Here is a 23490-nt window from a genome sequence, read left to right on the forward strand (position 1 = left end):
CCGGGAACGACCCGGCGGGGTTGATCCTGCTCGAATTCGACCGCTCGGCGTTGTCCTGGTTTCCGCCATCCACAACCACAAACTGCTGCCGACCGACTACAGGAGGAAGTTTCATGTTGACCGCGAGTGTGCCGATAGCAAGCGCGGGCGAGGGCTTGCTGCCGGACGGGGACACCGTGGCCGGCCTCTTCGACAGCTCCGCGACGGCGCTGGACAGCAGCCTGCCCTGCCGTCAGGACCCGGACCTGTGGTTCGCCGAGAACCCGCGGGAGCTGGATCAGGCCAAGTCGCTGTGCGCCGACTGCCCGATCAAGACCGAATGCCTGGCCGGTGCGCTCTCCCGCAGCGAGCCGTGGGGGGTCTGGGGCGGCGAGATCTTCGAGCGAGGCGCGGTGGTCGCCCGCAAGCGCCCCCGCGGCCGCCCCCGCAAGCACCCGCTGCCGACCGGGGCACCGGCCGCCGCCGCGGCCGAGCGACGAAGTCAGGAGCGGGCGGCATGACCTACGACCGAATTCCCGCACCCATCACCGATACCCGGATGAAGGACGAGGTACGAATGTTGATGCCCGAGGACTTGTCCCGGATACGAAGTAACGAGCTGATGGACGAAGCGCACCGACAACGGCTGGCTCGGCAGATATCCGCCGGCCGCTGGTGGCGTTGGCTCGCCGATTACGCCGGTCGCCGCGCGGAACGCGCAGCGCGATGTTCTTGAGCCCGGCGAGGCCGAGATCGGCTCAGCGGGCGAAGGTAGTCGCGCGGCGCTGAATCAGCCCGCACCGAAACGGATTTCCAGTCGCCGTCTCATTCGGACGGTTCCCGGCCGGGCACACCGGTCGGGAACCCCGCGGTCGTGGCGACGGCTGGGAATCAGCTCCGCAGAACGAACCTCGATGCGCGCTCGACGGTTCGCGCACCTTGAAAGCTCCAAGCCCATGCCGGAGCATTGGCCGTATCGTGATGCCCCGTGGCCGGACATTCGCACGACAACATCGACTGGGACGAGCACCTGCAGCGACTCCGCGACGGCGACGAGCTAAACGCACCGGAGATCGCTGAACTCGTCGCCCAACTGCTGCGCCCCACCGATCGCGCCCTGATCGAGGTCGGTGCAGGGGCGGGCGGGACGGCGGCGGCGTTCGCGGCGGCGCTGGCGGACTCGGGCGGAGTGCTGACCGTCGTGGACGCGGCACCGCAGCTACTCGCGGCGGCCAGTGACCGCGTCAAGCGGGTTTCCGACCGGGTGGAGGTCCACGCCGTTGAGGCGGACGCCGCCGAGGACTCGTTGGTCGAAGCCCTCGAACGGGCCGGGGCTGTGGTCCAGGCCGACCTGGTTTTCGCGGCGTTCGTCGTGCACCACCTGCCTGACCAGCTGGCCGGGCTGCGCCGCCTCGCGAAGCTGGTGCGCCCGGGCGGGCGGCTGGCGGTCGTCGAGTTCGGGCTCGAAACGAGGGTGCTGCCGCCAGACGTCGGCCTCGGAGAGCCGGGTCTGGAGGCCCGGTTGATCGCCGGCCGCGAGGACTGGTTCCGGCAGATGCGGGCGGAGATGACCGGCTCGGTCCGGCTGCAAATGGGGTGGGGGAAGGCCCTGTCCGAGGTCGGTCTGGACGAGGTGCGGTCGTGGAGCTACCTCGTGGATCGTCCGGCTCCGGTTTCCGGAGCCGCCCGCCGGGCGGTGCTGCGCCGGTTGCAGTTCCTCCGCCGGGACGCTGAGAACCGCGTGGGACCAGCGGATCTGGCTGCGCTCGACCAGCTGCTCGACGAGTCGGGCGAGCACTACGCCGGGAATCGCGACGACGTGTACTACCTCACGGCCAACACCGTCCACCTCGGCACCCGACCTGAGGCCTGAGCCGACCAGTGATCGCGCTTTCCCGGCGGAAGACCCAGCGCCGGGGTCAGTCGCTGAAGCCCGGCTGCCAACGGGCGATGATGTCGCGGGCCTCGACCTCCGCGTCGAGCTGGCACAGGATTCCGGTCGCGCCGAGCGTGACCCGGTGGATCAGCAGGTAGTCCGGCGGCAGGTTCAGCGAGCGCCCGGTCCGGAAGTCCGGGCTGCGCATGTCGCCGACCCGCTCCGCCTGGCGCTGCAACCAGCGCCGGGTGAAGTGGAACGTCGGCGTCCGGGCCGGGTCCACGAACGGCGCCAGGTAGGCCAGCACATCCTCGGCCTGGATCTCCCGGTCGCCCTGCACGAACCGCTCCGCCCGCAGCAGTTCCAGCAGCTGCGCGGGCCTGTCCTCCAGTGCGAGCCGGATCATGCGGCCGAACGTCGCGGGCAGGCCGCCGGGCAGCCGGGAGACCGCGCCGAAGTCGATCACGCCGAGCTTGCCGTCCGGCAGCAGCATGAAGTTGCCGGGATGCGGGTCAGCGTGCAGCAGGCCCACCCGGGCTGGCGCGGAGTAGTGGAACTCGACGAGCAGCCGACCCGCCGCATCGCGTTCCGCACGGTCGCCGTCGGCGATGATCCGCGCGTACGGCTTGCCCGTCACCCATTCCGTGACGACCACCCTCGGGGCACTGGCGACCACGGCCGGCACCCGGACGTCGTCATCGCCGTGGAACACCTTGGCGAACGCCCGCTGGTTGTCGGCCTCGGTGCGGTAGTCGAGTTCCTCGACCATGCTGTCCCGCAGTTCCGCCAGCAGTGGCTTGACCTCGGCGCCGGGCGCCAAGGACTGGAAGAGCCGGGAGAAGCGCATCAGCTGGCGCAGATCGGAGCGCAACGCCTCGTCCGCGCCGGGGTACTGCACCTTGACGGCGACCTCGCGTCCGTCGTGCCAGGTCGCGCGGTGCACCTGCCCGATGCTCGCGGCCGCTGCCGGGGTGTCGTCGAACTCGGCGAAGCGCTTCCGCCACGCGCGCCCGAGCTGCTCGTCAAGCACCCGGTGCACGCTGCTGGCGGGCATCGGCGGGGCCGCCGACTGCAGTTTGGTCAGTGCCTCGCGGTACGGGCCGGCCATTTCGTCTGGCACGGCCGCCTCGAACACGCTTAGGGCTTGGCCGAACTTCATCGCGCCACCTTTGAGCTGGCCCAGGACCGCGAACAACTGCTCCGCGGTCTTCGCCGACACCTCGGCGCTGATCTCCGCGGGGTTCTGCCCGGTGAGCCGTTTCCCCCAACCAGCGGCCAGACGGCCTGCGACACCGAGCGGCAGACTGGCGAGTTTCGCGGTGCGGTGTGCTGCCCGGCGGGGGATGTCGGCCACGAATTCTCCTTTGGTGCGCGAAGGAAAACCCTCTCGATGTCCGAAGATTCGAAACCGAGAAGCCCAGTCACATGCTAGAGGTTTCCTGCGGCGCCTTGGGCCGTGATCGACGCGTTCTATGCCATGTTTGCGCCACCGGGCGCAGTCGTCGTTGTGCCGAACAAGAGGGAGCGAGTAGGCACTTCGAGCCTTGCAACCGCCGATTCGCGCTGAATATGCGTATACCCCCTCAACGCCCCGGCGCGTGGCCGGCGCTTGTCGAACACTGGGGCGAAGCGCGTCGCGTGGTGCGGGCGGGTGGGCGACCCTGCGGCGGCCCACCCGTGCCCGGTCACGCCTTACCGAGGATGCGGGTCATCTTGGTGCCGCAGACCGGGCAGGTGCCCTTGGCCATCCGGCGACCGTTGGTCTCCGAGACCTCACCGGAAAAGTCGCGCTTCTCCCGGCACTTAACGCAGTAGCCGTTGTACGTCTCGGCCACGGCTCCCCTCCTTCATGTCGTGATCCAGCGTCGGCGCTGGGTCGTCTGCGGCCCTCGTCCGGGCGGCTGGAGGAACGGTACATGTGGATCATTCGACATGCATGCATTAAGAGCATCGCATGTTCGACTTAACGGAGTAATCCCTCGGGGGGTGCGATGCGCAGGTGCTGAGGATCGGCTCACCTGGGGAACCGTTTGTCGGGGCCACTCGCTAAGGTCCACTCTCGTGGCTGAACCCCAGGTCGAGGTGCGCCGCAGCAAGCGCCGCCGACAGACGGTGAGCGCTTATCGCGACGGCGACAAGATCGTGGTGCTGCTTCCAGCGCGGATGAGCCGCGCGGAGGAAAAGCGCTGGGTGGCGGACATGCTCAGCCGCCTGCAGCGCAGTGAGACTCGTCGGCGCTCGCCCGCGCGGGAGTCCGACGAGGCGCTGCTCGAGCGGTGCGGCGCGCTGTCCGCGAAGTATCTCGACGGCCAGGCGCAACCGCGGGGCGTCCGGTGGGTGCCACCGATGCGCACGAGGTGGGCTTCCTGCACGCCCAGCGAGGCCACCATTCGGGTAAGTCAGCGCCTCCGAGATGTACCCGGATGGGTGCTCGATTACGTGCTCGTGCACGAGCTGGCGCACCTGCTGGTGCCCGGCCACGGCGCCGACTTCTGGAAGTGGGTGCGTCGGTACCCGAAGACAGAACGGGCCATCGGGTACCTCGAAGGCCTCTCGGCGGCCACCCAGCTCGGCATCGGTCTGGAAGACGACGCGGAAGAAGCCGAAGCGCCGGCGGGCTGCTGAGAGCCCGCGCAGCTTCGGCACGTCACGCGGCTTCAACGCAGGTGGTCAGCTGTTCTCTTCCGCCACACACGCAACTCGCACGGCCGCGGATATCCCAGAGGTGGTTGCCGCGAGAACGGCCCAACGCTGGGGGGTCATACACGAGTCCGGGCTCCCCGGAGACCGAGAAGGCGTCTGAGGCATCAACGGTCAATCTGTGCAGACCAAAGGCACCTCCGGGCTTCCGGAGGTGCCCATCCGCTCGCAGGGCGCCGGGGCTCAGCTCCCGTCGCGCTTCGACGAGTCGTCGCCCTCGTCGTCGGACTTCGCAGCCTCGTCCGCCTCGGCGCGGCGGATCGCGGCGATCGGGTCGTCCAGGTCTGCCGAACCCGCGCCCCAACGGTCGGCGAAGTCCAGCGGCTCGTCCAGGTCCGAGCTCTCCGGCAGCAGGTCGGGGTGGTCCCAGACCCGGTCCCGGCTGTCGATGCCGTGCCGCTGCGTCATCAGCCGCCACAGGTTCGCGGCGTCCCGCATCCGGCGGGGCCGCAGTTCCAGCCCGATGAGCGTGGCGAAGGTTTGCTCCGCCGGTCCGCCACTGGCCCGCCGCCGCCGGACGGTCTCGCCCAGCGCGCCGGCACCCGGCAGCCGCTCGCCGACAGCGTCCGCGACGACCACGTCGACCCAGCCCTCGACCAGCGCCAGCAGCGTCTCCAGCCGGTTCAACGCGGCCTGCTGCTCGGGGGTGGTCTTCGGCTCGAGGACACCGGAGCCCATCAGCTCCTCCATCGAGGTCGGGTTGGCCGGATCGATCTTCCCGGCCAGGTCCTCCAGCGCTGAGGTGTCGATGTGGATGCCGCGGGAGTACTCCTCCACGGTCGCCAAAAGCCGCTGGCCGAGCCACGGGACATGGCTGAACAGGCGGTGGTGCGCGGCCTCGCGGGCGGCGAGGAACACGGTCGCCTCGCTGATCGGCCGGTCCAGGCCCTCGATGAAGCGTTCGATGTTGGCGGGCAGCAGGGCGGCGGTACCGGCTGGGCCCAGCGGCAGGCCGACGTCGGTGGACGTCAGCACCTCGCCGCCGAGTTGGGCCAAACCGTTGCCCAGCTGTGAACCGAAGGTCATTCCGCCCATCTGCCCCAGCATCGACAGCAGCGGACCGGCGGCCTGCTTGGCCTCCTCGGGCAGCGCCTCCAGCCAGGCGCTGGACATCCGCTTCGCGACCGGGTCGCACAGCCGCTGCCAGGTGGGCAGGGTCTTCTCCACCCAGTCCACCGACGACCAGATCTGCACCGAGCGGGCCCCGACGGGCAGCGAGGTGGTGGCGTCCAGCCACAGCTCGGCTAGCCGGACCGCGTCCTCGATCGCCTTCACCTGCTCTTGGCTGGGGCGCTCGGTGCGCTGGTTGCTGTGCAACTGCTGAACCGCGAGCTGCTTGGCGAGCTCGTAGTTCACCGGGCCGGAGCCACCGCTGCCGGAGTGGCTGAGCGCCTGGCCGAGTTGGGTCAACATCTGGCCGAGCTGGCCGATGTCGAAGTTCGGCATGCCGCCCGGTCCGGGCATGCCGCTGAAACCGAAACCGGGAAGGTCACCGGGGTTTCCGGCGCCGCCCTCAGAGCGGCCTTGCGACGAGTCGCCCTTGTCAGGGTCGTCGGGGTCCTGCGAGTTGAACCCGAACGGCAAGTTGGTCATAGTTCCACCGTACGCGGCTTGCGCCGCCCCATAGAAGGTGTCCGAAGCTCGCTCGAGGCGAACACCGAAAAGGTTCACGGGTGGCCTTCTGGTGCGATGCGGCGGGCGGAGTGGAAGAACGACCTGTCGGCTCTGACCACCGGAGGCCGTGGGCCGTCTTGGCTGGCCAGGGTCTGCGGGCCGTGAGGTCTAAACACGCCGTGGAGGCGAACACGTACGCTGTCCCCTCGTGAACCGCCGCACGTGGACGCTGCTGACAAGCGTCGTACTGGTAGTCGCCTTCGGCTTGCTCGGCGCGTTCGTCCGGGTGCCCTACGTGGCGCTCGGGCCGGGGCCGACCTACGACACCCTCGGGCTCGACGGGAACGTCCCGGTCATCAGCATCGACGGTCAGCAGACCTTCCCGACCGACGGCCACCTGAACATGACGACGGTGTCGGTGACCGATCAGCTGTCCTTGTTCGGCGCGGTGGGGCTGTGGGTGAGCGGCCGGTACGCGCTGGCGCCGCGCGAGCTGTACTTCCCGCCGGACAAGAGCGAGCAGCAGATCGAGCAGGAGAACACCAAGGCGTTCAACGACTCGCAAACCACGGCGGAGACCGCGGCCCTGCGCTACCTCGGCTATCCGACGAAGGTGCTGGTCGGCGAGGTCGTCAAGGGCAGCCCGGCGGATGGCGTGCTGGAACCCGGCGATCACCTGCTGGCGGCCAACGGCAAGCCGGTGACCGAACCTGCGGCGCTGCGGGCGGCGCTCGTCGGCACCAAGCCCGGTGACCGGGCGGAGATCCGGTTCCGGCACGCGGACCAGCCCGAACAGGTCGCGGACGTGCAGCTGGGCGTGACCCCGGACGGCGACCAGCAGGGCTTCCTGGGGGTCGCCGCGATCGAGCGGCCAGACGTCAACTTTGACATCAAGATCAGCCTGGCCGACGTGGGCGGCCCGTCGGCGGGGCTGATGTTCAGCCTGGCGATAATCGACAAGCTGACCCCGGGCGAGCTCAACGGCGGCAAGTTCGTAGCAGGCACCGGGGAGATCAGCCCGACCGGTCAGGTCGGGGCGATCGGTGGCATCCCGTTCAAGATGGTCAAGGCCCGCGAAGCGGGCGCGACGACCTTCCTGGTGCCGACGGACAACTGCGCGGAGGCCAAGTCCCAGGCCCCGGAGGGGCTGCAGCTCGCCAAGGTCGCCACCCTCGACGACGCGACCAAAGCCCTCGAAGCGGTGCGCAACGGGCAGGTCCCAGCCAGCTGCTGACCGGCTTCAACGTGGATCAGCGCGCTGGCCCCCGCTTGAAACCGGAAGGAGTCACTCCGTGAATGTGGCGTGGAGGGCTGTGAGCAGGTTCGGGGCCAGCGACGGGTCCTGGAACACCTCACCGCCGGATTCCGCGTCGGTCGCGCGCAGACGCATCACGCACGCTTCGCCGCCGTTTCGCAGCACCGCCGCGACCAGTCGCGCCTCGCGGCGCTGCGGGTGCTCCGCGGCGAGCTGCCGAGCCTCCTCGGCGTCCCCGGACAGCTCCGCTTCGGCTTCCGGCGGAAGCACCACGATTTCCTGCACGAGCGCGCAGCCGGACACCTGCTCCGGCCACTCGATGCGGCCCAGCGCCTCGGCGAGGTCTTCGGCGGGCAGCGCCTCCTGCGCGATCGGGGTCAGCGGCGCGTTCGGGTCGAGCTGGTCGGCCAGACCGGGTTCGGTGGCCAGCAGGCGGCCGGTGGACACGAGGGCGAACACCTGGGTGGGCTGGTCCCAGCCCACCGCGTTGACGAACTCTTCGATCTCGCGGGCGGCCGACGTCAGCGCCGCGGCCAGGTCTTCGGGGGTCTCCGGTGGCATACCGACATGGTCGCATCACCAGGGTCGGAGCCTGCCGTCGGTCGAACCGATGACTAGCGAAAGATGTCCGCTTAATCCAGTTCGCGAAGCCCCTTCCAGGAACTTCTCGACGGGGCCGTAGAGTTGAAAATCACGAGGGCGACCGTCCGCCGGTATCGCCCAAGGCCTGCTGATCGTCACCAGGAGCGTGCGTTGTGGCCATGCGGCCCCCGGTAGGAATGCCGAAACTGTCCCGGCGTAGCCGGATCCTGCTGATACTGGGCGGCATCGTGCTGGTCGCCCTGATCGCCGGATCGCGATTGCTGAGCACCTACGTGGACTGGCTGTGGTTCGGTGAGGTCGGCTACCGACAGGTCTTCACCACCCAACTGGCGTCCCGCGCTGGGCTAGGGGTGGCCGCGACCGTCTTCCTCGGCGGCGTGCTGGCCCTGAACCTCTGGCTGGCTTTCCGCACCCGGCCGGTGTTCGTGCCGGTCAGCGGCCCGGAGGACCCGCTGGCCCGGTACCGCACCGTCGCCACCGAGCGCTCCCGCCTCTTCGGGCTCGGGGTACCGATCGTGGTGGGCGTGATCGGCGGACTCGCCGCGCAGGCCGACTGGCAGACCTTGCAGCTGTTCCTCAACAGCGTGCCGTTCGGGCAGGTCGATCCCGAGTTCGGCAAAGACATCAGCTTCTACACCTTCGAGCTGCCGTTCTGGCGATTCCTGCTGTCGTGGGGGTTCATCGCGGTCACCGTGTCCTTCATCGGCGCGCTGATCACGCACTACATCTTCGGCGGCATCCGGCTCGCCGGCCGCTCCGGGCAGCTGTCCATGCCCGCGCGCGTCCAGCTGGCCGTGCTGGCGGGCATGTTCGTGCTGTTGAAGGCGGTCGACTACTTCCTGGACCGCTACGACCTGCTGCTTTCCTCGCGCAACCCGCTGTTCACCGGTGCCAGCTACACCGACCTGAACGCGGTGATGCCCGCGAAGCTGATCCTGATGTGCATCGCGGTGTTCTGCGCCATCGCGTTCTTCGCCGTGATCTTCCTGAAGAACCTGCAGATCCCGGCGCTGGCCACGGTGCTGCTGGTGCTTTCCAGCGTCGTGGTCGGCGCGGTCTGGCCGGCGCTGATGGAGCAGTTCTCGGTACGCCCCAACGCGAACCAGCGGGAGGCGCAGTCGATCGAGCGCAACCTGGCGGCGACGAAGGCGGCGTTCAACATCGGCGAGCCCAACGTCCAGTTCGTCGACTACCCGGGCCGGACCCAGCTGCAGCCCAGTGATGTGGCCGCGGACAAGGGCACGATCCCGAACATCCGGTTGCTTGACCCGAACGTGCTGGCCCCGACGTTCACCCAGCTGACCCAGCAGTACAACTTCTACGGGTTCACCGACAAGCTGGACGTCGACCGGTACCGGGACTCCAACGGCAACCTGCGGGATTACCTCGTCGCGCTGCGCGAGATCAACACCGACGGTTTGGCTGTGAACCAGCAGAACTGGATCAACCGGCACACCGTCTACACGCACGGCAACGGCTTCGTCGCCGCGCCGGCCGACCGGGTCGACTCGACGTTCAAGGAGGGCGCCACCCAGGGTGGCTACCCGGTCTTCCAGATTAGCGACGTGGCCAACAACGGCCAGGGCGCGATCCCGGTCAAGCAGCCGCGGGTGTACTACGGCGAGTTGGTGGGGCGCAACGACTACGCGATCGTCGGCGGCAACCCCGGTGAGGCGCCCCGCGAGTACGACACCGACCAGCAGCAGTACACCTACACGGGCGCGGGCGGTGTCCCGGTCGGCAACCTGTTCCAGCGCATGGTGTTCGCCGCCTACTACGGCGAGCGGAACTTCCTGTTCAGCGGGACGATCGGGGACAACTCAAAGATCATCTACGAGCGGAACCCGCGGGACCGGGTGCAGAAGGTCGCGCCGTGGCTCAAGCTCGACGGTGACCCGTACCCGTCCGTGGTCGACGGCAAGATCAAGTGGATCGTCGACGGCTACACGACGCTGAACAACTACCCGTACTCGGAGCTGACCGAGCTCGGTCAGGCCACCAACGACACCCTCACCGGTGTCGAGCGGCAGCCCAACCAGCAGATCAACTACCTCCGCAACTCGGTGAAGGCGACCGTCGACGCCTACGACGGCACCGTCGACCTCTACTCGGTCGATGACAAGGACCCGGTCCTCAAGGCCTGGGAAGGCGTCTTCCCGGGTGTGGTCAAGCCGCAAAGCGCGATCAGCCCCGAGCTGCGCGACCACTTCCGGTACCCGGAGGACATCTTCAAGGTGCAGCGCGCGCTGCTCACCCAGTACCACGTCGACAATCCGGGCGACTTCTTCTCCAACCAGACCTTCTGGCAGGTGCCGTCCGACCCGACCGGCCGCGGTAACGCCGCCGCGACCGCGGGGCAGCAGCCCCCGTACTACGTGCTCGCGCAGGTCCAAGGCCAGGACAGGCCCGAGTTCCAGCTGACCAGCGCGCTCACCGCGCTGCGCCGCGAAAACCTGGCGGCCTGGGTCTCGGCGTCCTCCGAGCCCAACAGCTACGGCAAGCTCACGGTGCTGCGGCTGCCGACCAACAACTCGACACCGGGCCCGAATCAGGTCCAGAACCAGATGGAGTCGACGCCCGCGGTCACCGAGAACCGGACGCTGTTCAACAACCCGAACGTGACCGCGATCTTCGGCAACCTGCTGACCCTCCCGGTCGCGGGCGGTCTGCTCTACGTCGAGCCGATCTACATCCAGCGCAACGAGCAGAACTCCTACCCGCAGCTGGCGCGGGTGCTGGTGTCCTTCGGCGGCAAGGTCGGCTTCTCCGAGACCCTGGCCGGAGCGCTGGAGCAGGTGTTCGGCTCCGGGGCGGGGCAGGCCACCAACCCGGGCCAGAACGGTCAGCAGCCGCCACCGGCGCAGAACCAGCAGCCGCTGGCGCCCGGCAGCGCCCCCCAGCTGTCCCAGGCGGTGACGGACATCAGGGCGGCCCTGGAGCACGTCCGGGCGGCCCAGCAGTCCGGCAACTTCGCCGACCTCGGCGCGGCTTACCAGCAGCTCGACGACGCGGTCAAGCGCTTCGAGCAGGCACAGGGCAGCGGCGGCTGATCGACGCCGACGACCGGGGCGGGGACCGTGCAGGAGGTCTCCGCCCCGTCGCTTTTCCAGGGGGCCGATCGAGCGCGAATGGCGTGCGTCACTTCTGTGGCCTGGCGATTTGCATTGGGCTTCATTAGCCCGTAAAGTTGGGTACACAACGACGCGGGGTGGAGCAGCTCGGTAGCTCGCTGGGCTCATAACCCAGAGGTCGCAGGTTCGAATCCTGTCCCCGCTACTATTTGGACGGTCAAGGCCCCCGGCGCAGCCGGGGGCCTTTTCCTTTGTCTTTGTTTCTTTACGGGGCCCGGCCCCCGTAGGCATCCAAGGTGCGGTGTCGCTCTTCGTCGGCTTGTTGGGAAGCGTTCCCCGCCTGCGGTCTGGACCAGACTTTTCGTTCGTTGTGCGTGGGCTTGTGGTGGCGACTTGAGGCGGACTTTGTGTTGGGGTGCTTCTCGGCTCTTGGGCGTGTTGGGTGGCCGTCGTCGGCTTGGTTTGGGTTTTTGCTGGTGGGATGGTGTTTCGGGGTTTTGGGGACCCCCGTGTTCCGGGGGTTTTGGGGGTGTGTAAAGTACTCCGTACAACAGAAAAACGCAGACGGCGCGGGGTGGAGCAGCTCGGTAGCTCGCTGGGCTCATAACCCAGAGGTCGCAGGTTCGAATCCTGTCCCCGCTACTAACGGAAAAGCCCCCGACCAAAGTCGGGGGCTTTTCCGTTTTGCTCGGGACTTGCGGTTATTTGAGGCCTTCGGCCCATTGGCGGGCGCAAGTGGGGGAGCAGACCCTTCCTTCCCCTCGCACCACTCCTGCCGGGCGCATCGCTCGTCCGCACACCATGCAGGCGTCTGTTTCGCCTTCTCTCTGCACGGGTACTAGTGACCTGGCTCGTTTGGCTTGTTCGGTGACCTTGTTGGTCATCTTCGTCTTGCCCTCGTTGACCTTGGTGCGCAACCAACTGCGATGCACGCCCAGCACCTCCTGAATCGGCCGCTCATCGGCCGCCAACTTGTCGGCCAAGTGCAGATTGCTAGTGACTTGCCGTAGTTGTGCAACTCCACAACCCGATAGCACCTCATTGCGCCGCGAAGACCCCCCATCCAGGCGAACCGTGGGAATCCTCGTCGCAATATGTGCAGACATGCGACGGCGGACGTGTGCGCCCCGTGTCCGGTGGGGCCGCGCCGCCAGTCGTCCGGAGCGCGCGCCAATGGCGCAATCGTTCGTCCACTTGGACCAGTCCACTGCAACCACTGTGGACAGAACTGGGGACCACTGTGGACAGCGGCGCGGAGGCATGGCACCGTGGCAGTTGTGACCGAGCTGAATGCGACATCCGCTGCCCTGTTGGGACTACTGCACGAAGGTCCGAAGACCGGTGGCCAGCTGGTTGCTGCCGCCACCGAGCGCTTCGGAGGGTTCTTCAGCGTGACCCGCAGCCAGGTTTACCGCGAGCTGCCCGCGCTGACCGACGCCGGCCTGCTGCGCCTCGGCAAGCAGGGTCCGCGCTCCAGCCAGCAATACGCGATCACGGCTGCGGGTAAGCGCGCCTTCAAGTCGTGGCTGAACACCGAACCGGGGCCGGACAACGTCCGCAGCCCGCTGATCCTCCGGCTCGTCTACTCGGGTTCGCTGACGCCGAAGCAGCGCTCCGGACTGGTCGAGTCGGCCCGCGCCCAGTACGCGGTGAAGATGGACGAGGCGAGGAATGCCGCCAAGGCCGCGACCGACCCGTACGAGAAGGCGGCCGCGGACTTCACCGTGTCCTACAACCGGGCGATCATCAAGCTGCTGGACTCGATTCCGGACTGAGTTACCGGGCCAAACCGTCGTGAGTGGCGGTGGTCACCTCGATGGCCGGAACCACTCACGGCCGAAACGGGCCGTCCTCGTGGGCGGCCCGTGCTCGGTGAAGTACGCTGAGCACTGTGAATCCCGACGTCGCTGCCTCGCTCAAAGAACTGTCCAACACCCTCGAAGGCATCGAGAGCGTGATGGATCTGTCCGCGCTGCGCGCGAATATCGGTGAGCTCGAGGCCGAGGCCGCCAAGCCGGACCTGTGGGACGACGTCGAGCACGCGCAGAGGGTCAGCAGCCAGCTCGTGCATCGCCAGGCCGAACTGCGCAAGATCACCGAGCTGCGGCAGCGCCTCGAAGACCTCGAAGTGCTCTACGAGCTCAGCGAAGACGAAGACGATTCGGCCGGGCTGTCTGAGGCCGACGGGGAGCGGGACCGCCTCAAGAAGGACCTCGAAGCCCTCGAGGTGCGCACGCTGCTCTCCGGCGAGTACGACCAGCGCGAGGCGATGGTGACCATCCGCGCCGAGGCCGGCGGCGTCGACGCGGCCGACTTCGCCGAGATGCTGATGCGGATGTACCTGCGCTGGGCCGAACGGCACTCCTACCCGGCGGAGGTCTACGACACCTCCTACGCCGAAGAAGCCGGCCTGAAGTCGGCCACGTTCCAGGTCAACGCCCCCTACGCCTACGGCACCCTCTCGGTCGAGCAGGGCACCCATCGGCTGGTGCGGATCTCGCCGTTCGACAACCAGGGCCGGCGGCAGACCTCCTTTGCCGGCGTCGAGGTGCTGCCGGTCGTGGAGGAGACCGACCACGTCGACATCCCGGAGAAGGACATCCGGGTCGACGTCTTCCGCTCCTCCGGCCCCGGCGGGCAGAGCGTGAACACCACCGACTCCGCCGTGCGCATCACGCACATCCCGACCGGCATCGTGGTGTCCTGCCAGAACGAGAAGTCGCAGCTGCAGAACAAGGCCGCCGCGATGCGCGTCCTGCAGTCCAAGCTGCTGGCCCGCAAGAAGGAGGAGGAGCGCGCCGAGCTGGACGCCCTCAAAGACAGCGGGTCGAGCTGGGGCAACCAGATGCGTTCCTACGTGCTGCACCCGTACCAGATGGTCAAGGACCTACGGACCGAGCACGAGGTCGGCAACCCCGACGCGGTGCTCGACGGCGACATCGACGGATTCCTGGAGGCCGGCATCCGCTGGCGCCGCCAGCAGCAGAGCGTGGCCTGACCAGTACCGCGCGCAAGGCCCTGGTCGACAATGAACCCGCAGGTGATCGCCGGTGCAGCCGCCGGTCTGGGTGAGTGATGTCCCCCTAACGGTCGCAGGTAAACTCACGCCCCGTGATCCGCCTTGAGCACGTGTCCAAGACGTACAAGACGTCGACCAGGCCCGCTCTCGACGATGTCTCGGTGGGCATCGAAAAGGGCGAGTTCGTGTTCCTCATCGGGCCCTCCGGGTCCGGCAAGTCGACGTTCATGCGACTGCTGCTGCGTGAGGACGTGCCCACCCGCGGACGGGTCTTCGTCGCCGACTGGAACGTCGCGAAACTGCCGCGGCGCCGCGTCCCCCGGCTGCGCCAGCGCATCGGCTGCGTGTTCCAGGACTTCCGGCTGCTGAATAACAAGACCGTCGCGGAGAACGTCGCGTTCGCGCTGGAAGTGATCGGCAAGCCCGGCAACGACATCCGCCGAGTGGTGCCCCAGGTGCTGCAGCTGGTCGGCCTCGAGGGCAAGGCCGACCGGATGCCCCACGAGCTTTCCGGTGGTGAGCAGCAGCGCGTGGCGATCGCGCGTGCCTTCGTCAACCGGCCGCTGGTGCTGCTCTGCGACGAGCCGACCGGAAACCTCGACCCCGACACCAGCCAGGACATCATGTTGCTGCTGGAGCGGATCAACCGCACCGGCACCACGGTGGTCATGGCCACGCACGACCACTCCATCGTCGACTCGATGCGGCGCCGCGTCGTCGAGCTCAGCCTCGGCCGGGTCATCCGCGACGATGCGCGCGGCGTCTACGGCGTCGGCCGCTAGCCCCGACAGCGCCCGACCCCGCACCTGAGGACAACACCCCCGACCGGCAGGAAAGCTGACACAAGATGCGCGCGAGCTTCGTATTCAGCGAGGTCGTCAACGGCCTTCGGCGCAACGTGACGATGACCATCGCGATGATCCTGACGACCGCCATCTCGGTCGGTCTGCTCGGCGGCGGTCTCCTCGTGGTCCGGATGATCGACAAGATGCAGGAGACCTACCAGGACCGCGTCGAGGTCGTGGTGTTCATGACTGACGACGTCAGCGCCAACGACAACGACTGCACCCAGCAGCCCTGCGCGAACCTCATGGCCGACCTCAAGCGCGTGCCCGGCGTGGAGTCGGTGGCCTTCGAGAACCGGCAAAAGGCGTTCGAGAACTTCAACAAGGTCTTCGAGTCACAGCCGGAGCTGCGCGACGTCGCCCGCGCCGAGGCGATGCCGGCCTCGCTGCGCGTCAAGCTGGCCGACCAAGAGCGCTTCCCGGCGCTGCAGCAGCAGTTCAGCGGGCGTCCCGGTGTGGACAGCGTCGTCAACCAGGCCGATTATCTCAACCGGCTGTTCGACGGCCTAAATGTCGTCCGCAATGGCGCGTTCTTCATCGCGCTGGTCCAGGCGCTCGCCGCACTGCTGCTGATTTCCAACACGATCCAGCTCTCGGCGTTCACTCGGCGCACTGAGACCGGCATCATGCGCTTGGTGGGTGCCACCCGCTGGTACACGCAGTTGCCGTTCTTGCTGGAGGCGGTGGTCTCGGGTCTCATCGGTGCGTTCCTGGGAATCATCGGCCTCGTCGTCATCAAGGTGGCATTCCTCGACCGGGCCCTATCGCCGGTGTTCGGCACCGGCATCATCCCCCGCGTGGAATGGGGCGACATCGTCTTGGTCTCGCCGATCCTGCTGCTCGTCGCGGCGGCCGTCTCGGCGGTCACCGGCTACGTCACGCTGCGCCTCTACGTCCGTCTGTAGCGGGTTACCGGTACCGCGGTTCGCAACGCGAACCGCGATACCGAAAGTCACGTGACACGAAAGCTAGAGTTGTTCGTATGGTGAAGGAACGCGGCCGCAAGGTCATCGCGCAGAACCGCAAGGCGCGGCACGACTGGGCGGTGCTGGACACCTACGAGACCGGCATCGTGCTGACCGGCACCGAGGTCAAGAGCCTGCGGCAGGGCAAGGCGCAGCTGGTTGACGGATTCGCCACCGTCGACGACGGCGAGGTCTGGCTGCGCAACGTGCACATCCCCGAGTACACCGAGGGGACGTGGACCAACCACGAGCCGCGCCGGTCCCGCAAGCTGCTGCTGCACAAGCACGAGATTCTCCGTCTGATCGGCAAGATCAAAGAGAGCGGGCTGAGCCTGATCCCGATGTCGCTGTACTTCAGCGACGGCAAGGCGAAGGTCGAACTCGCCCTCGCGCGAGGCAAGAAGGCTCACGACAAGCGCCAGGACCTGGCCAAGCGCGACGCGGACCGGGAGATGCAGAAGGCCATCGGGCGCGCGCGCAAGGGCATGCGTTAGTGCCGCCGCGCAACGATTCGGAGGTCCAGGCCTGGACCTCCGAGTTGGGGCTGCCCGGCTTGGTCGACATTCACACGCACTTCCTGCCAGAGCGGGTGCTGCGCAAGGTCTGGGCCTACTTCGATGAGGGGACCACGCATTACGGCTTCGAGTGGCCGATCCACTACCGGCACACGGAGGAAGCCCGAATCCAGGTGCTCCGCGATCTCGGGGTGATGACCTTCGCGCCGCTGGTCTACGCGCACCGGCCGGACATGGCGGCCTGGCTGACCGACTGGGCGCTCGACTTCGCCGACCGCACACCCGACGCGGTGCCGACGGCGACGATCTTCCCGGAGCCGTCGGTCGCGGACTACCTGGCCAAAGCGATCGATGCCGGTGCGCGGTGCGTGAAGGCGCACGTCCAGGTCGGTGCTTTCGACCCGCGCGACGCATTGCTCGATCCCGCTTGGGGGTTGCTCACCGAGACGGGTGTGCCGATCGTGGTGCATTGCGGCGACGGCCCGCTGAAGGGCCGGCACACCGGGCTAGACGTGTTCGAGGGCGTGCTGCGGCGCCACCCGCGACTGGTCGCGGTGCTGGCGCACGCGGGAATGCCCGACTACGCGGCGGCGCTGGACCTCGTGGAGCGCTATTCGGGCGTTCACCTCGACACCACGATGGTCGGCGTCGCCTTCACCGAACGAATCGCCCCGCTGCCTGCGGACTGGTCGGCCAGGCTGGCCGCGCACGCCGACCGGATCGTGCTGGGCACCGACTTCCCGAACATCCCCTACCCGTACGCAGAGCAGCTCGCGGCCATCGCGAGCTGGGCCGAAGCCGATGACCGGCTCGGCGCGGACTTCCTGCGCGCCGTGCTGCACGACACGCCATCTATGCTGCTCGGGTTATGAACTTGATCGTTTGAGGGATATGGGAATGATCGCCGGGGGGCGAGGCGCTATCCTGGTGTACACCGGTTCGAAAGTCGAGCCGGCAGCAAGGGGGTGAACGGTTTCGACTCCGTACGTTGATCCAAGGGAAGCGTGCCGGTGCAGGCGGGAGACCACCGTGAGCGTCGCCGCAATTGAATAAGCGCCGACAAGAGTCAGCGCGAGTTCGCCCTCGCCGCCTGAGCGAGGAGCGACTCTGTCGGACCGGGACTGCCTCCGACCCGGGATCCGGCATCAGCTAGGAGGCTCTTACCGCCAGGTCCGGTCGCGGGACCTGGTGGGACATCCAACAGCGACTGGGCTTGTCACACCGGCTAGTTCGCGAGACCGGTGAAGCCGAGTAGAGACACAGCGGACTGCGCACGGAGAAGTCTTGGTGAGGCGACGGAGGACCCGGGTTCGATTCCCGGCACCTCCACTTCGTGGAAGGCGAGTGCTCGCACAGGGCCCTCGCCTTTCTCGTTCTCGGACCATTTCGGGGGCCTGCCCCAGCTCACCGCGCTGCGATGGTCGGTTTTCCTGGTCTCTCACATTCAGGGAGGGCTCGGCTCGCCTGGGTTTGGAACTGTGCTGATGTGGGATTTGGTTCTGGGTGGCTTGGTGGGGCAGTTTGGGCTGGTTGTTTCGGATCGAAGCACGGGTTCGTGGCCGACGTGGTGTGGTTGCTGTTGATCGTCAGAGCGCTTTTGGTTGCTGCAGAGGCCGTTTTGTCAGGCGCTATAGCGGCTTATAGCGGCTTATAGCGACAAAAAGACGCTCGCGGGCGCGTCAGGTCGGGAGGGCTGCCCAGGGGTCTACCGGGACGACTCGGGTGCTTCGGCCTTGGTCGTCGAGGATGCGTCCGTGGACCTTCGTCGTCTGCAGGACTAGTTTGCGGTCCACCACCTTGGTGTCGGGGTGTTCGTGGGCGATTCGGATCAGCAGGTCGTCCAGGTGGTTCAGGGAGCGCAGGCCAACGATCAGGCCTAGGTTCGTCGGGCTCGTCACCGCCGCGCAGTGCCTGGTTTCCGGCCAGCTGCCAAGGGATTTGCCGATGCGTTGCACCTCGGTGTCGGGAACCGCCAGCCACAGCAGAGCCATCGTGTGCCAGCCCGCCAGCGGTCGGGCCACGTCGCAGCGGAATGCTATGTCGCCGTGTCGGCGGAGCCGGTCGAGGCGGCGCTTCACAGCCTGGGGCGAGGCGTTCAGCTCGCTTGCCAGGCTTGCGTAGCTGCGGCGGCCGTCGTGGCCGAGCGCCAGGAACAGGGCGCGGTCGGCGGCGCCGAACGGACGGATCTCCCGCGGCGGCGGACCCACGGACTCCCGGACCTGCTCGGCCTGGCTGCGGTTCATCACGCCAAGCCGCCAGATGATGCCGCCGAAGGTGCTTCCGAAGACGTGGCTGCGGACCTTGGTGACCTCCTTCGGCAGCGGCAGGGTCCGCAGCAGCACGTTGGAGATCGCGCCCAGCGTCGGCGCCATGATGAGCGCGAACACCTGGTACTCGCCGGTGGTCACGCCGACGGTGATCACGTGAGGCAACTCGGCGAGCCGCTTGGCGACCTGCACCGCAGTACCCGGTGCGCAGGCGAACTCGACGGTCGCGCCTTTCGAGGAGCTGTTGCCCAGCGCCACGGTGATCCACGCGGCGCCGGCGTCGGTCAGCCGCTGCCAGCGGCGGGCCAGCGTGACGGGTGCCAGCTCCAGCACCTCGGCAAGCGCGGTCCAGCTCGCTCGCGGGTTGATCTGCAGGGCGTCTACCAGCGCAAGGTCCACTTCGTCCAGCACCCCGCACCATCCTCGTGTATGACGGCCGTGTGACGGCTGCGTCGTTTTCCAACATCTAAACCGGATCAGGCGCGGATATCCATCGTTATGCGGTTCTTGTGATGAGGTTTCTCCGACGCTGCTTCGCATGGTTGGTGGCGAACAGCATTTCGAACTAGTCCTGGCGGGCGCGCAGGTGATCGACCCGGAAACCGGGCTGGACGGGGTGCGCCATGTCGGCATCAGCGACGGCCGGATCGCGGCCGTCGCGGCGGATCGCCTGGCCGGGAACGTGGTCGTCGACGTCTCGAATCGCGTGCTCGCACCGGGCTTCATCGACCTGCACAGCCACGCGCAGACGGTCACCGGGCTGCGGCTGCAGGCCCTCGACGGCGTCACCACGGCGCTGGAACTTGAGGCGGGCGCGCTGCCGGTTCGGACCGCCTACGCCGACGCAGCGGCCGTAGGCCGGCCGATCAACTTCGGTTACTCCGCGGGTTGGGCGCTGGCCCGGATGCGGTTGCTGGACGGCGTCGAGCTGGGCGCGTCGTTCGAGATGTTCTCGACGCACCAGGGCGCGCCGAACTGGCGTCGCCCAGCCGGTGCCCGCGACGTGGCGAGGGTGCTGGACGTGCTGGAGGAGCAGATCCACGACGGCGCGCTCGGCATCGGGATGCTGGTCGGGTACGCGCCCGATTCGGGCCGCGACGAGTACTTCGCCGTTGCGTCGTTGGCCGCGCGGCTCGGCGTGCCGACCTTCACCCACACCCGCTTCATTTCCACCGAGGAGCCCGGGACCTCGCTGGAAGGCGTGCTGGAGGTGATCGCGGCGGCGGCCGGGACCGGCGCGCACATGCACATGTGCCACATCAACAGCACCTCGAACCGGATGATCGACGACGTCTCGGGGGCGATCGAGCGAGCCCGGGGGCACGGCCTGCACGTCACCACGGAGGCGTACCCGTACGGCTCCGCGTCGACGGTGGTCGGCGCGGCTTTCCTCGCGCCCGAACAGCTGCACCGGCTCGGGATGGTCCCGAAGAACATCCTCTGCCTGTCCACGGGGGAGCGCGTCGCGGACGCGTCGCGGCTGGCGGAACTGCGTGAAGCCGATCCCGGGGCGTTGATCCTCTTTGACTGGCTCGACGAGTCGAATCCAGCCGATCTGGCGACGTTGCAGCGCTCGTTGCTGTTCGCCGACACGGCGATCGCCTCGGACGCGGTTCCGCTGGTGGGGCAGGCCGGCGAAACCTGGCCGCTCGCCGACGACATCTACACCCACCCGCGCAGCGTCGGCTGCTACGCGCGGACGTTCGGCTGGCTGGTCCGCGAACTCGGCGTGCTACCGCTGGCCGAGGCCGTCCGGCGCTGCACCCTGCTGCCGGCGCAAATCCTGGAAGCCGCGGCACCCGCTATGCGGCGCAAGGGGCGGATCCAGGTCGGCGCCGACGCCGACATCGTGGTGTTCGACCCGGACACGATCGCCAGCGGCGCCACCGCCACCCAGGTGCGGCCCTCCACGGGAATCGACCACGTGCTCGTGGGCGGCACCTTCGTCGTCCGCGACGAGAAGATCCAACTCGACCGCCTGCCTGGCGCACCGATCTTCGGTCGCCACCGCAACTGATGGAGCAAGAATGACCAACACTGCCGTGGCGCGCGACGCCCTCTACCGGCGGGTGGGCTGGCGGATCCTGCCGCTGCTCATCCTCTGCTACACCTTCGCCTACCTGGACCGCGTCAACATCGGGTTCGCCAAGCTGCACATGCAGGAAGACATCGGGATCAGCGAGTCGGTCTACGGGCTGGCGGCCGGGATCTTCTTCCTCGGCTACGTGATCTTCGAGGTGCCCAGCAACCTGCTGCTGGAGAAGATCGGCACCCGCAAGACGATCTTCCGCATCATGGTCCTCTGGGGGCTCACCTCGGCGGCGATGATGCTCGTCAGCGACGCGACAACGTTCTACGTGCTGCGCTTCCTGCTCGGCGTGTTCGAGGCCGGTTTCGCGCCCGGCATCATCTTCTACCTCACCTACTGGTACCCGCCGGCGCGGATGGCGGCGGCGATGGGGCTGCTGATGCTGCCAGGTCCGATCGGCTCGATGCTCGGCGGCCCGGTGTCTTCATGGCTGATCACCAACTTCGAGGGCGTCGCCGGACTGCACGGCTGGCAGTGGATGTTCCTGTTGGAAGGCGTGCCGTGCGTGGTGCTCGCGTTCGTCGTATGGAAGACGCTGGCCGACACCCCGGAGCAGGCGAAGTGGCTCAGCGCCGAGGAGAAGGACCTGCTGCGCCGCGACCTCGCGGTGGACCGGGACGAGGGGACACACAGCTTCCGGGAGGTGCTGCGCGACCCGCGGGTGTACGCCCTGGCGATCGGGTACTTCTGCCTGATCAGCGGCCTCTACGCGGTGAGCTTCTGGCTGCCGACGATTCTGAAGGAGAACGGGCTCACCGACACCGTCACGATCGGCCTCTACTCGGCGCTGCCGTACGCGTTCGCGATCCTCCTGATGGTCGTGCTGGGGCGGCGCTCGGACAGCACCGGTGAACGCCGCCTGCACAGCTCGATCACGGCGCTGATCAGTGCCGTCGCGCTCGCGGTCGCGGCCTTCACAGCCAGCAGCTTCGCGGTTTCGCTGATCGCAATCACCGTCGCGACGGGGTGCATGTGGGCGTCTTACACGGTGTTCTGGGCGATGCCGTCGACGTACCTGAAGGGCACGGCGGCGGCTGGTGGGATCGCGCTGATCAACAGCATCGGCCTGCTCGGCGGTTTCATCAGCCCGACGCTGATCGGTTTCGTCAAGGACGCCACCGGAAGCACGGTGGTGGGCCTGCTCTCGATGGTTGCCCTGCTGCTGATCGGCAGCCTCGCAATCTACGCCAACCGGCTCCCGACGAGATGAGCCCGGACCTGCCGTTGCCTGGAGATCAGGCGGGTGGCCAGGACGAGAAGCTGGCACAGCGGTGACGGGAATCCGAGGAACAGCCCGGTGGCGATGTCGATCAGCGGCGCAGCCACCGCCGCCGCGAAGACCCGGTTCGAGGCGGTCGGCAGTTTTGCCTTCGCCGCCCAAGAGGTGCGGCGCCAGGGCTTGGCGATGGACAGCCACGCCTGGACGGCGATCGCCGAGGCCATCAACGCGGTGCCGACGAGCAGGGCTGGCGGCGGGGCGGCCAGGCCTGCCCGGGCGGCTACGGCCGAGCCTTCCAACGCGTCGGAGAGGATGAAGATCCCGGCGTAGAGCTGGACGACGGTGATCGCGAACTTTACCAGGACCCACCAGTTCCTGAAGAAGCCCCAGGCCGTGGACGCCGCGAGCATGAAGCCGGTGAATGCCGCGGCGTTCGCGAACGGGGCGAGTAGGTGCGTGTCCACCATGCGCGCCATCGAGGTCGCGCCGATCCGGACTGCGAGGTCGTCGCTGGTGAAACTCGTTGCCAGCAGGGCGAAGAGCACCAGCGCTTGCGCCATCCAGCCGACCGATGTGATCACGTGCAGCCAAACGACGGCCTGCCGCCAACGTTGCGAGTTTGCTTTCGACACGGACACCAGGTTGCCGGTCGCCTCCACCCGCGGACATCCGGTGGCGCCCCGGGAATCACCCTGATCCGGCCCCTTAGCTTGTTGTTTAACCACGTAGCACCGTATTGGGTCCCGGTTGATCATGGATGAAGCCCTTGGTTGAGCATTCCTCTTGCGACAGACGGAAGATCACAACCAAGGGCTTCGATGATGAGTGTGCACGACACCGGCCAAGCCGATGCGCTCGGGGAGCTGTCCGGGTTCAGCCAGCGGTTAATGGAAATCAGAGCTCTGATTTCCATTGAGCCTTTTCATCCGGGCTGATCCGCAGCCGCGATGCTGCAAGGCCGGTGGTTCGGGGCTGCTGAGAACCGCACCGAAACGCTCAATGAAATCGTCCGGGCCAGGCGTTTAGAAGGTGCCGCCGCCGGCGTGGATCATCTGGCCGGTGACCCACCGGCTGTCGTCGGAGGCCAGGAACGCCGCGATGTCGGTGATGTCGGCGGGCTCGGCGATGCGGCCCAGCGGGGTCTGCGCGGCCAACTGGTTGAGCAGCGTGTACCAGCCGCTGTCGCGCTCCACCACGAATCGCTGCAGCACGAGGTTCTGCCACTTCGGCAGCAGCCGGTCGCGCAGCTCCTCGGCTTCGCGACGCAGTCTTTCCTGTCGGTGGTGGAAGGTCCCGGTCACGGCGCCTCCGTATCTCTTGGGACACCCACAGCCGGTCGGCTCACCTGAGCGAGGGGTCGAAATCGCCGCTCATGACGCCTCCGGGATCCGGTGGGAAACCCGCTCAAGTCGGCGGCCGCAGCCGCCGCGTGGTTGACCACGGTTCGAGCACGCTCGGTATCGACATTAATGC

At 67.6% G+C, this 23490-nt stretch carries 21 protein-coding genes, 2 tRNA genes and 1 other RNA gene; 16 read left to right on the top strand and 8 right to left on the bottom strand.

The annotated features are described in order from the left end of the window. Window positions 1-113: 113 nt before the first annotated feature. Together ACWDKQ_RS17315 and ACWDKQ_RS17320 are read left to right on the top strand one after the other, a co-directional pair. Window positions 114-500, top strand: coding sequence for a WhiB family transcriptional regulator (locus tag ACWDKQ_RS17315; RefSeq protein WP_450139750.1), 387 nt, complete (start codon window positions 114-116; stop codon window positions 498-500). Window positions 501-967: 467 nt separating this feature from the next. After that, the gene (locus ACWDKQ_RS17320; RefSeq protein ID WP_450139751.1) at window positions 968-1852 is read left to right on the top strand and encodes a class I SAM-dependent methyltransferase; all 885 of its coding nucleotides are present in this window, start codon (window positions 968-970) and stop codon (window positions 1850-1852) included. A gap of 46 nt (window positions 1853-1898) precedes the next feature. On the opposite strand, the gene ACWDKQ_RS17325 is transcribed toward ACWDKQ_RS17320, so the two are convergent. Beyond that, window positions 1899-3209, bottom strand: coding sequence for an ABC1 kinase family protein (locus ACWDKQ_RS17325; protein WP_450139752.1), 1311 nt, complete (start codon window positions 3207-3209; stop codon window positions 1899-1901). 331 nt (window positions 3210-3540) lie between these two features. Continuing rightward, window positions 3541-3690 (bottom strand): DUF5679 domain-containing protein, encoded by a 150-nt coding sequence (locus ACWDKQ_RS17330; RefSeq protein WP_010693945.1) that lies wholly within the window; start codon window positions 3688-3690, stop codon window positions 3541-3543. A gap of 226 nt (window positions 3691-3916) precedes the next feature. Between ACWDKQ_RS17330 and ACWDKQ_RS17335 the strand changes: the two genes are divergently transcribed. Continuing rightward, complete coding sequence (locus ACWDKQ_RS17335; RefSeq protein ID WP_450139753.1) at window positions 3917-4480, top strand: M48 metallopeptidase family protein; 564 nt, start codon at window positions 3917-3919, stop codon at window positions 4478-4480. A gap of 258 nt (window positions 4481-4738) precedes the next feature. Here the strand turns inward: ACWDKQ_RS17335 and ACWDKQ_RS17340 are convergent, their stop codons facing one another. Beyond that, window positions 4739-6148, bottom strand: coding sequence for a zinc-dependent metalloprotease (locus ACWDKQ_RS17340; protein ID WP_450139754.1), 1410 nt, complete (start codon window positions 6146-6148; stop codon window positions 4739-4741). Between the two features lie 229 nt (window positions 6149-6377). On the opposite strand from ACWDKQ_RS17340, the gene ACWDKQ_RS17345 reads away from it, so the two are divergent. Beyond that, complete coding sequence (locus tag ACWDKQ_RS17345) at window positions 6378-7403, top strand: YlbL family protein (protein WP_450139755.1); 1026 nt, start codon at window positions 6378-6380, stop codon at window positions 7401-7403. A 51-nt stretch (window positions 7404-7454) separates the two neighbouring features. Here ACWDKQ_RS17345 and ACWDKQ_RS17350 read toward each other — a convergent pair whose 3' ends face one another. Further along, a complete protein-coding gene (locus ACWDKQ_RS17350; RefSeq protein ID WP_450139756.1) occupies window positions 7455-7985 on the bottom strand; it encodes a PPA1309 family protein in 531 nt (176 codons plus the stop codon). Window positions 7986-8203: 218 nt separating this feature from the next. On the opposite strand from ACWDKQ_RS17350, the gene ACWDKQ_RS17355 reads away from it, so the two are divergent. The 3 genes from ACWDKQ_RS17355 to ACWDKQ_RS17365 all read left to right on the top strand — a co-directional run bounded on the left by ACWDKQ_RS17355 (window position 8204) and on the right by ACWDKQ_RS17365 (window position 11740). After that, window positions 8204-11077: a UPF0182 family protein gene (locus tag ACWDKQ_RS17355; RefSeq protein WP_450139788.1), complete on the top strand. Its 2874-nt coding sequence runs from the start codon at window positions 8204-8206 to the stop codon at window positions 11075-11077. 152 nt (window positions 11078-11229) lie between these two features. Beyond that, window positions 11230-11303, top strand: a tRNA-Met gene (locus tag ACWDKQ_RS17360). Between the two features lie 363 nt (window positions 11304-11666). Next, window positions 11667-11740 (top strand) — tRNA-Met (locus ACWDKQ_RS17365). Between the two features lie 59 nt (window positions 11741-11799). On the opposite strand, the gene ACWDKQ_RS17370 is transcribed toward ACWDKQ_RS17365, so the two are convergent. Next, the gene (locus tag ACWDKQ_RS17370; protein ID WP_450139757.1) at window positions 11800-12081 is read right to left on the bottom strand and encodes a hypothetical protein; all 282 of its coding nucleotides are present in this window, start codon (window positions 12079-12081) and stop codon (window positions 11800-11802) included. Between the two features lie 294 nt (window positions 12082-12375). Between ACWDKQ_RS17370 and ACWDKQ_RS17375 the strand changes: the two genes are divergently transcribed. The 7 genes from ACWDKQ_RS17375 (at window position 12376) to ssrA (ending at window position 17774) form a co-directional block, all read left to right on the top strand. After that, window positions 12376-12873, top strand: coding sequence for a PadR family transcriptional regulator (locus ACWDKQ_RS17375; RefSeq protein WP_450139789.1), 498 nt, complete (start codon window positions 12376-12378; stop codon window positions 12871-12873). Between the two features lie 116 nt (window positions 12874-12989). Beyond that, window positions 12990-14096, top strand: a complete 1107-nt coding sequence (gene prfB / locus ACWDKQ_RS17380; RefSeq protein ID WP_450139758.1) for a peptide chain release factor 2 — start codon at window positions 12990-12992, stop codon at window positions 14094-14096. A 113-nt stretch (window positions 14097-14209) separates the two neighbouring features. Continuing rightward, window positions 14210-14899: a cell division ATP-binding protein FtsE gene (ftsE, locus tag ACWDKQ_RS17385; RefSeq protein WP_450139759.1), complete on the top strand. Its 690-nt coding sequence runs from the start codon at window positions 14210-14212 to the stop codon at window positions 14897-14899. A gap of 65 nt (window positions 14900-14964) precedes the next feature. Further along, on the top strand, window positions 14965-15867 hold the full coding sequence (gene ftsX, locus ACWDKQ_RS17390; RefSeq protein WP_450139760.1) for a permease-like cell division protein FtsX: 903 nt from the start codon (window positions 14965-14967) through the stop codon (window positions 15865-15867). A 77-nt stretch (window positions 15868-15944) separates the two neighbouring features. Beyond that, entirely contained in the window at window positions 15945-16421 is a 477-nt protein-coding gene (smpB, locus tag ACWDKQ_RS17395; RefSeq protein WP_010693918.1) for an SsrA-binding protein SmpB, read from the top strand. After that, on the top strand, window positions 16421-17314 hold the full coding sequence (locus tag ACWDKQ_RS17400; protein WP_450139761.1) for an amidohydrolase family protein: 894 nt from the start codon (window positions 16421-16423) through the stop codon (window positions 17312-17314). Before smpB ends, ACWDKQ_RS17400 begins: the two co-directional genes overlap by 1 nt. Before the next feature lie 89 nt (window positions 17315-17403). Beyond that, window positions 17404-17774, top strand: a transfer-messenger RNA (tmRNA) gene (gene ssrA, locus ACWDKQ_RS17405). A gap of 347 nt (window positions 17775-18121) precedes the next feature. On the opposite strand, the gene ACWDKQ_RS17410 is transcribed toward ssrA, so the two are convergent. Further along, a complete protein-coding gene (locus ACWDKQ_RS17410; protein WP_450139762.1) occupies window positions 18122-19120 on the bottom strand; it encodes an Lrp/AsnC family transcriptional regulator in 999 nt (332 codons plus the stop codon). A 118-nt stretch (window positions 19121-19238) separates the two neighbouring features. On the opposite strand from ACWDKQ_RS17410, the gene ACWDKQ_RS17415 reads away from it, so the two are divergent. Then, window positions 19239-20726 carry an amidohydrolase family protein gene (locus ACWDKQ_RS17415; RefSeq protein WP_450139790.1) on the top strand — a complete coding sequence of 496 codons (1488 nt, stop codon included), beginning with the start codon at window positions 19239-19241 and terminating at the stop codon, window positions 20724-20726. 10 nt (window positions 20727-20736) lie between these two features. Beyond that, window positions 20737-22008: an MFS transporter gene (locus ACWDKQ_RS17420; RefSeq protein ID WP_450139763.1), complete on the top strand. Its 1272-nt coding sequence runs from the start codon at window positions 20737-20739 to the stop codon at window positions 22006-22008. Here ACWDKQ_RS17420 and ACWDKQ_RS17425 read toward each other — a convergent pair. Then, window positions 21981-22676 carry a hypothetical protein gene (locus ACWDKQ_RS17425; protein ID WP_450139764.1) on the bottom strand — a complete coding sequence of 232 codons (696 nt, stop codon included), beginning with the start codon at window positions 22674-22676 and terminating at the stop codon, window positions 21981-21983. The genes ACWDKQ_RS17420 and ACWDKQ_RS17425 overlap by 28 nt on opposite strands. Window positions 22677-23039: 363 nt before the next feature. Next, entirely contained in the window at window positions 23040-23318 is a 279-nt protein-coding gene (locus ACWDKQ_RS17430; RefSeq protein ID WP_450139765.1) for an SDR family oxidoreductase, read from the bottom strand. Window positions 23319-23490: the final 172 nt, after the last annotated feature.

It is taken from the genome of Saccharopolyspora sp. NPDC000995, from assembly GCF_053599315.1.